The organism is Mucilaginibacter sp. (assembly GCF_028287845.1).
Classification (GTDB): Bacteria; Bacteroidota; Bacteroidia; order Sphingobacteriales; family Sphingobacteriaceae; genus Mucilaginibacter.
Map to the genome: position 1 here is coordinate 61,470 of NZ_JAQBOW010000005.1, position 6,927 is coordinate 68,396.

Consider the following 6,927-nt stretch of genomic DNA (forward strand, 5'->3'; position numbering starts at 1 on the left):
CATTTATAATAGCGGTTTGGAATTAAGAATTAATTTAAAAAAAGCCTAAAATATTAGTTGGTTAGTATAGCACCAGAACCTTTTTGAACAACAGAAGGAACATTTGCTGCCGCATCAAGAACAGCGCTATATGAATATCCTGGCACCCATGATGAAATTGGTGTTGTAATATCGTTAGCACCGCAATTTGAATAAATATTGGTAGTTACACCACTGAAATAACCCGGAGGGTCACCGGCAAGATTAGTGGTAAGTGGTTTAGCACATCCTGAAAAATACTCATTATCAGTACGTACATTACCCGCAGCTCTTGCTCCTAATGAGTAACCGCCGTTGTTTAAGTGATAATCGTTGAATACATGCACGCTACCGTAATTCATATCAGGTTCGCGTTCGCTAACATTATACCAGAAATTGTGGTGTAATGTAACATGTAAATGGCCTATATCTTCCTCATTACCTGCAATTCCACCACTAATCAGGAAAGATAAGTTTGTATCGTGGAACCTGCTCCATGATACAGTTACATAATCAGATGCCCGAGTAATAGACATATCCTTGCCCCAATAAGCCCATCCATGATTACGGTCTGTAGCAAAATCGCAATGATCAACCCATACGTGAGTTGTTGCAAATTTTAGCATTATAGCAGCATCAGTTACATAGTTTCTAAAGGTTATATTTTGAATGATGATATTGTTCATCGTAAAAATATAGAGTGATACGCCCTCAATGATTGCACCCGGTTTCCCTATGATGGATTTATTGGATGATACATAAACCGGAACATCGCCAGAGCCCAGGATATGCCCGCTTACATAGATAATTTTAGGCGTGGTACCTGCAACTGCTGTTTTCAAATCGGCCAATGTAGAAACAGTTACGGTTTGGCCACCGGCACCGCCAGTTGTAGTTCCGTTTACCATGGCATAGCCCATAAGCGCGCTACTTACACCAGTAGTTGTTGCGGTACCGCTGCCGGTTGTTGTTGTGCCCGTGCCTGTTGTGCCGGTACCTGTTGTGCCGGTAGTTGGTGTGCCACCCATAGTGAAAGTATACTTTCTGCCGTTTGTTGTCGGATTGGTATTGTCCGAAGCTGAGAAATACAATGTTGTACCCCAATGACTGAAACGCCCTTTACCATAATCGCGAATGTCCTGATGAACTGAATGAGCAGGACCTAATTCAACACCGTTTTCAAAAAGCCGTAAGGTTGACACGCTTGGTGACGTGTTTGAGTCGCCGTTTTGAGACAATGGATAATTAATGTGGTAAGCATATCCACCATCAGATCTTAAACCAGATAAATTTACGTTGTAGACGGTGGTTGCTGTCGTTGCATAGCTAGTGCTATCCGATAGTGTAGTACCACTTAACGTTGCCGGTGACGTATTCCCATTTTTTTTACAACTACCAAAGAAGATAATTGCACTGAAGACCATGCTGATAACAGCCATTTTGTTGTAGAACTTTGTTTGTCTTTTCATACTTTTTTATTTTAGGACTTCCAAACGCAGTGGTATTTGGAAAATTACGCCCTAAAACTTGTAGAAAAGATTAGACTAAAATCAAAAACGGTTCAAAAAATAGCTCAGTTGTACGTGAGCAACGTATACCTGTAAAGTAAATGTGTAAAGTAGTTGTATAAAATTGCACACTTCGTGACATTATTATGACAATTCTATAAGTGCATTACTAACTTTTTTCGAGATAAAGATACCTTTTTTATTTTATAATAAGCGTTAAACCAATCAGTAAATTTGGCAACCCCGACATGAACAGACGTTGAAGGTTTATAATTTACTGACCTATCAAGATTCGATACATCGGCGCAAGTTTCGGCAACATCACCTTCCTGCATTGGACGAAATATCTTTTTTGCCTTTATATTTATCTGACCCTCGATTTCGGTAACAAAATCTAAAAGACTAACAGGTTCTCCCCTGCCAATATTAAATATACGGTATGGTGCATTTGATGTAGCCGGATCAGGTTTTAAAGCATCCCAATTTTTATTATTTTCTGCAGGATGATCAATAACATGCACAATACCTTCAACAATATCATCAATGTAGGTAAAATCACGTTTCATGTTTCCATTATTGAAAATTTCGATAGGCTTACCGGTAAGCATCGCTTTTGTAAAAATAAACAAAGCCATATCCGGCCTGCCCCAGGGCCCGTAAACAGTAAAAAAGCGCAGGCCCGTTGTTCGTAAGTTAAATAAATGGCTATAAGTATGTGCCATCATTTCGTTGGCTTTTTTTGATGCTGCATACAAAGAAACAGGATGATCGGCAATATCATGTTCATTAAATGGCATTTTCTTGTTTAATCCATAAACACTTGATGAACTGGCATATACCAAATGATCTATCTTATTGTGCCTGCAACATTCAAGAATGTTTAAAAATCCTTTTATATTAGAATCTACATAAACTTCAGGATTAGTTAAACTATAACGCACACCAGCCTGGGCTGCAAGGTTACAAACCGCATCGAACTTATGGACTAAAAAAATATGCTCCAACTCTACCTTATCCAATAAATTAACTTTGATAAAGGTATAATTTGGATATTTCTGACTATTAACAGATTTTCCATATTTCAATTTGGCGGGCGGTATCCCCGTTTCGGCCAGTCTTGCATGTTTTAATGCCACATCGTAATAATCATTTATATTATCAATACCAACAACGGTGTCTCCTCTTTCAAGCAAGCGCTTTGCCAAATGAAAGCCAATAAAACCGGCTGTACCAGTGATTAAAATTTTCATAAAATTCAAGAATTAAAGGTGAAGAGAAAGATTTTTAAAATGAGTAGTCGGAAGGAGACATTATTGATAAATGTCAAGTAGTTGGTTACAATGTTGGATAACGCAGTCCGGATATTAAATAAGCGGCACTTATGGTGATTAATAATTACTAACTAATGAAATAACTATATCTTTCAGAATAAAATTTTATAATTATTGCATCGAATAGGTGTATTTTCTTCCATTTGTAAGCGGATTTGAATTATCAGAAGTAGAGAAATAAAGCTCTGTTCCCCAATGGCTAAACTGGCCTAATCCATAATTACGAATGTCAATATGCGGGGCGTGCGCCGGACCTAATTCAATTCCGTTTTCAAAAAGCCGCAGTGTTGATGCCTTTGGCGAGGTGTTTGAATCACCGTTTTGCGGAAGATTATAACCAAGTTTATATGCAAATCCACTATCAACTTTTAAGCCGATTAGATTTACGGCAATCGGACCTGTTGTTGTCGTTGTAGTTGTAGTTGTCGTTGTTGTCTGAGGTATTGGATTATTTGTGCCCTTACTACAACTACTATTAAAGAAAATAATGCTAAGCAAAGCTAACATAATCACTTTGTTAAGGTTGGTTACTCGTTTCATGATCTTATATTTAAAAGGTGAAAAAATGATTAATTATATTTATTGGATAAATTCTAAAATGGAATTGACATAAGTTTTAGGATCACGACCCTGAAGATATTTTTCAGTTGAACAACTATTAGGTTTTCCCTTGCTTAACAGGGCCAATTTTAACGTATCTGCAAGTTCATCGACATTGTTTACCGCTACTTTAAAAATGCCCGGTATATCATTAATGCCACCAGCGCATAAGGTTGAAACCACTACAGTATTTATGGTTAACATTTGCAGCAATACATTGGGAAAACCCTCTTTTATTGAGGAGACCACGCAAACTTTTGCTAATTTAAAATAGGGCAAAGGATTGCTTACCCATCCTTTAAAAAATATACGATCTTCTAATCCGCAGGTGGCAATTAATCTTTTTAAATTTTTTTTTTCAGGCCCATCGCCCAGCAGTAATAAATTTAATCCAGGATATTTTTCTGCTATTCGGCTAAACGCGTTAATTAAAACCGAAAATCCTTTTTCAGGTATTAATCTGCCTGCTGCACATATATAATCTGTTGTTAGGCATGGGTCAGAATTAGTAAGCTGTGACATGTGAATAGTCTGGTTGATATCCAAAGGATTGCCAAGCACAATTACTTTTCGCGAGTCAATAAACGGTATGTTCTGCAAAAACTGCATTTTCATTTGATCTGTTTGGCAAACAACCAGATTAACTGCAGGATAGCCTAATTGATACGCAATCCGATAACTCATTTTTTTCAATCCGGAGTATCTGCTAAAAACAGAAGTGCATTCGCGTACAACAAGTTGTGATTTTAGATAACCAATTCTTTTTAAAACACCCAAATAAGCATTCAAATAAGGATGAGTACTCATTAAAACATAGCCTCTGCGATACGGGATAAGCAACTTTATAAGTTTTAAAAAACCTGCGGCCATACTTTTTTGCGAGGCATATTTACAAACCGTATTTTCCGAGATTTGCAACGCTCCATTATCAGATTTTTTTAAAAATATCATCGGAGCATTACTGGCTCCAGCTGCCATTAATAAAACATTTTCTGCTCCGTTGGCCACATCAGACATAGAGATAAACAACATTTTATTTACAGGCACAGACATTTTATTCGACAGTATTAAAGTTTCGTATCTTTCTTACCAGCTTCTTTATCGGACTTATTATGCTGTATATTTTACGCTTACCATCAACTATTAATAAGCCGTTACAAAAATTAATAGTGTGCAGCCCCTGGCTATAGGGTGATTGCGGTAAGAGCTCAAAAACGGATTGATATTGAAATTCGGTTTCGTTAAGTAGCGTTATCTCATTTATTACGACCGATCCTCCATAGCATTTTTGATGGTTTTGGCTGGGCATATATAATTTTTCATTTGCAAAAAACAAACGTCCTGCCGACCGGCTCATATTTGAAGCAACTTTTATAGGATTTTGTTCATGTGCCTTAAACCTGCCCGATAAACTATCAGCGTAAAAAATATAAAGCAGGTCATTCTTATTTGATTTACTGGTGAATAACCAATAATTGTTATTGTGATGTATGATAGAGCTATCTACAAACGCTCTTCCTTTTAGTAATACATTTAGCTTTTTAAGTTTCTGTGGCTCATCAGTACCTACCTGGTATAAAACAACCTCATTTGCTTCGGCCGATTCGGGTATGCAGTATGTTTTGTTTTTAATGGAAAAAACGTGCGGATAAGAAAGATGAACGCGATAGTTATATAGAGCTGATATCTTTTTCTTATTTTTAAAAGTCATGCTATCAAGCATCATTAATTCACCTTTTCCTTTCCAAAAATTCAACTCCTCATAATACAAATGCATACGGCCATTAATCAGTACGGGGAATGGATCAGCTGCATAATCTACCCTATCTTCGGGCAACCATGTTATTTTACCATCTAGTTTTCCAGATTGAATAAAATCTTCGGGTGTTTGGCTTAAATAACCTATGTTCCACTTGTCATAAGCAAACAATTTGTTAAATAGCCGGATAACTGCTTTTAAAGATTTCATGCCTTAAAAATTCTATGAAAAAAAGCATGGATTTTTGCGGCTACAGGTAAATAATCACTTTCCTGAACCAGTTTTCCGCCAAAGCTGTCTTTAAATTGATTGATCTTTAAAAGCACTTCATCTTTTGTGCCGATGGCATAACCTCCCAAATCATAGGTTTGATAACCCTGTTGCTTAAAAAGGCACATATCATTAAAATGCAGTAACCTATTTGCCCTGCCCGCAACCGCTTTTGCTCGTGTATCCTTTTCGATCCGAAAAAGAGATGCGGAATGTAATAACCTCACTCTTTTTAAACCATCATCAACCAGGTAAGCATGCATCACAATATCCTCTTCGTTATACGTTGCCTTTGTAATAATAATACGAGATCCGTATTTATAAATAGTTGAATTAAGTTTGGCAAGCCGTTTTGTTGGGGCAAACAAATTGTAAAACTCAATAAAATATGCCAGGTTGGTTTCAACCGAAGTTGTAACGCCATCTTTTAAGGCCCGTCTTATTTCATAAACTGTATCCCGGTCAAACCCTGCTGTAAAAGCCGATATTTCGGTATTTAAATCTATGATCTTGGTAAAAAACGACTCTCTGTAGTATCCTGCTACCGGGCCACAATAATTGCTCTGTTTATAGTAGTTAAGCATGCAATTCCATGTACTGGGTCTCCCTGAGAACCAAATCACATTAAATGGCATAAAATTCAATACCGTGCTCTTTATCTGTATCATAATTGATGAGTTTTATATTACCATTTGGATAGTAGAAGTTGTATTTATCTTTTGATTTTCGAGCCACTGTGTAAGCACCAGTAATTTCCATATTTGCGGAAACCTGTTCCATTTACCATTCATGTGTTCGTTTATCATCTGTAATGCTTTAGGCGGGTCAACTCCCGGTATATTCTTTAGGTTGTCAGGAGATAAATGATCCAGAACATAATCTTTTAATTCGTGCCTGAACCAATGGCGCAGCGGAATAGTAAAACCTGCCTTTGGTCTGTCAAAAAAATGCCTTGGAACATGTTCATAAAGGATATCTTTCAAAATTCGTTTTTGAACTCCTTTATTAAATTTATAACTATCGGGAAGGTGTTGTGCAAATGATACAACCCTATAATCCATCAGTGGTGCCCTTGCTTCTAAAGAAAATGCCATAGAGGCTCGGTCGACTTTGGTATTTATATCGCCGTTAAGATATGTTTTAACATCAAAGGCCGACATTCTTTGTAAAAAGCTCCTTCCTGATGATGAAAAAGTATTCATAAAAGGCACATCCAATCCAAGTTCTGGTTGTTTTAACCATGAATACTCCAAACCACCAAGCATAAGCGCGTACAGAGATTCTATATTATCGCTGCGCATTCCCATTGCTATCAGTTTATGGCGATAATTGGGTGATATTTGCAAAAGAGTACTTAGCAACTTGCGCACCTCAATTGGGTATTTAAACAGTTTATTGGCTGTATTTAACCACCTATACCTGGAATATCCTAAAAAACATT

The 6,927-nt window shown here is 37.0% G+C and carries 7 protein-coding genes; all 7 read right to left on the reverse strand.

Features of this window, described 5'->3' with window-relative positions:
- Positions 1 to 53 precede the first annotated feature (53 nt).
- A complete protein-coding gene (locus JWP71_RS00610; protein WP_299495916.1) occupies positions 54 to 1,487 on the reverse strand; it encodes a pectate lyase in 1,434 nt (477 codons plus the stop codon).
- A 194-nt stretch (positions 1,488 to 1,681) separates the two neighbouring features.
- Complete coding sequence (locus tag JWP71_RS00615) at positions 1,682 to 2,776, reverse strand: NAD-dependent epimerase (RefSeq protein WP_299495918.1); 1,095 nt, start codon at positions 2,774 to 2,776, stop codon at positions 1,682 to 1,684.
- A 192-nt stretch (positions 2,777 to 2,968) separates the two neighbouring features.
- On the reverse strand, positions 2,969 to 3,397 hold the full coding sequence (locus JWP71_RS00620) for a hypothetical protein (RefSeq protein ID WP_299495920.1): 429 nt from the start codon (positions 3,395 to 3,397) through the stop codon (positions 2,969 to 2,971).
- Between the two features lie 39 nt (positions 3,398 to 3,436).
- Positions 3,437 to 4,510 (reverse strand): glycosyltransferase, encoded by a 1,074-nt coding sequence (locus JWP71_RS00625; RefSeq protein ID WP_299495922.1) that lies wholly within the window; start codon positions 4,508 to 4,510, stop codon positions 3,437 to 3,439.
- Position 4,511: 1 nt separating this feature from the next.
- Complete coding sequence (locus tag JWP71_RS00630) at positions 4,512 to 5,426, reverse strand: hypothetical protein (protein ID WP_299495924.1); 915 nt, start codon at positions 5,424 to 5,426, stop codon at positions 4,512 to 4,514.
- Complete coding sequence (locus JWP71_RS00635; protein WP_299495926.1) at positions 5,423 to 6,154, reverse strand: hypothetical protein; 732 nt, start codon at positions 6,152 to 6,154, stop codon at positions 5,423 to 5,425. The genes JWP71_RS00630 and JWP71_RS00635 overlap by 4 nt, the downstream gene beginning before the upstream one ends.
- Before the next feature lie 12 nt (positions 6,155 to 6,166).
- Positions 6,167 to 6,927, reverse strand: a 761-nt coding sequence (locus JWP71_RS00640; RefSeq protein ID WP_299495929.1) for an asparagine synthase C-terminal domain-containing protein, incomplete at its 5' end; no start/stop codon positions are given.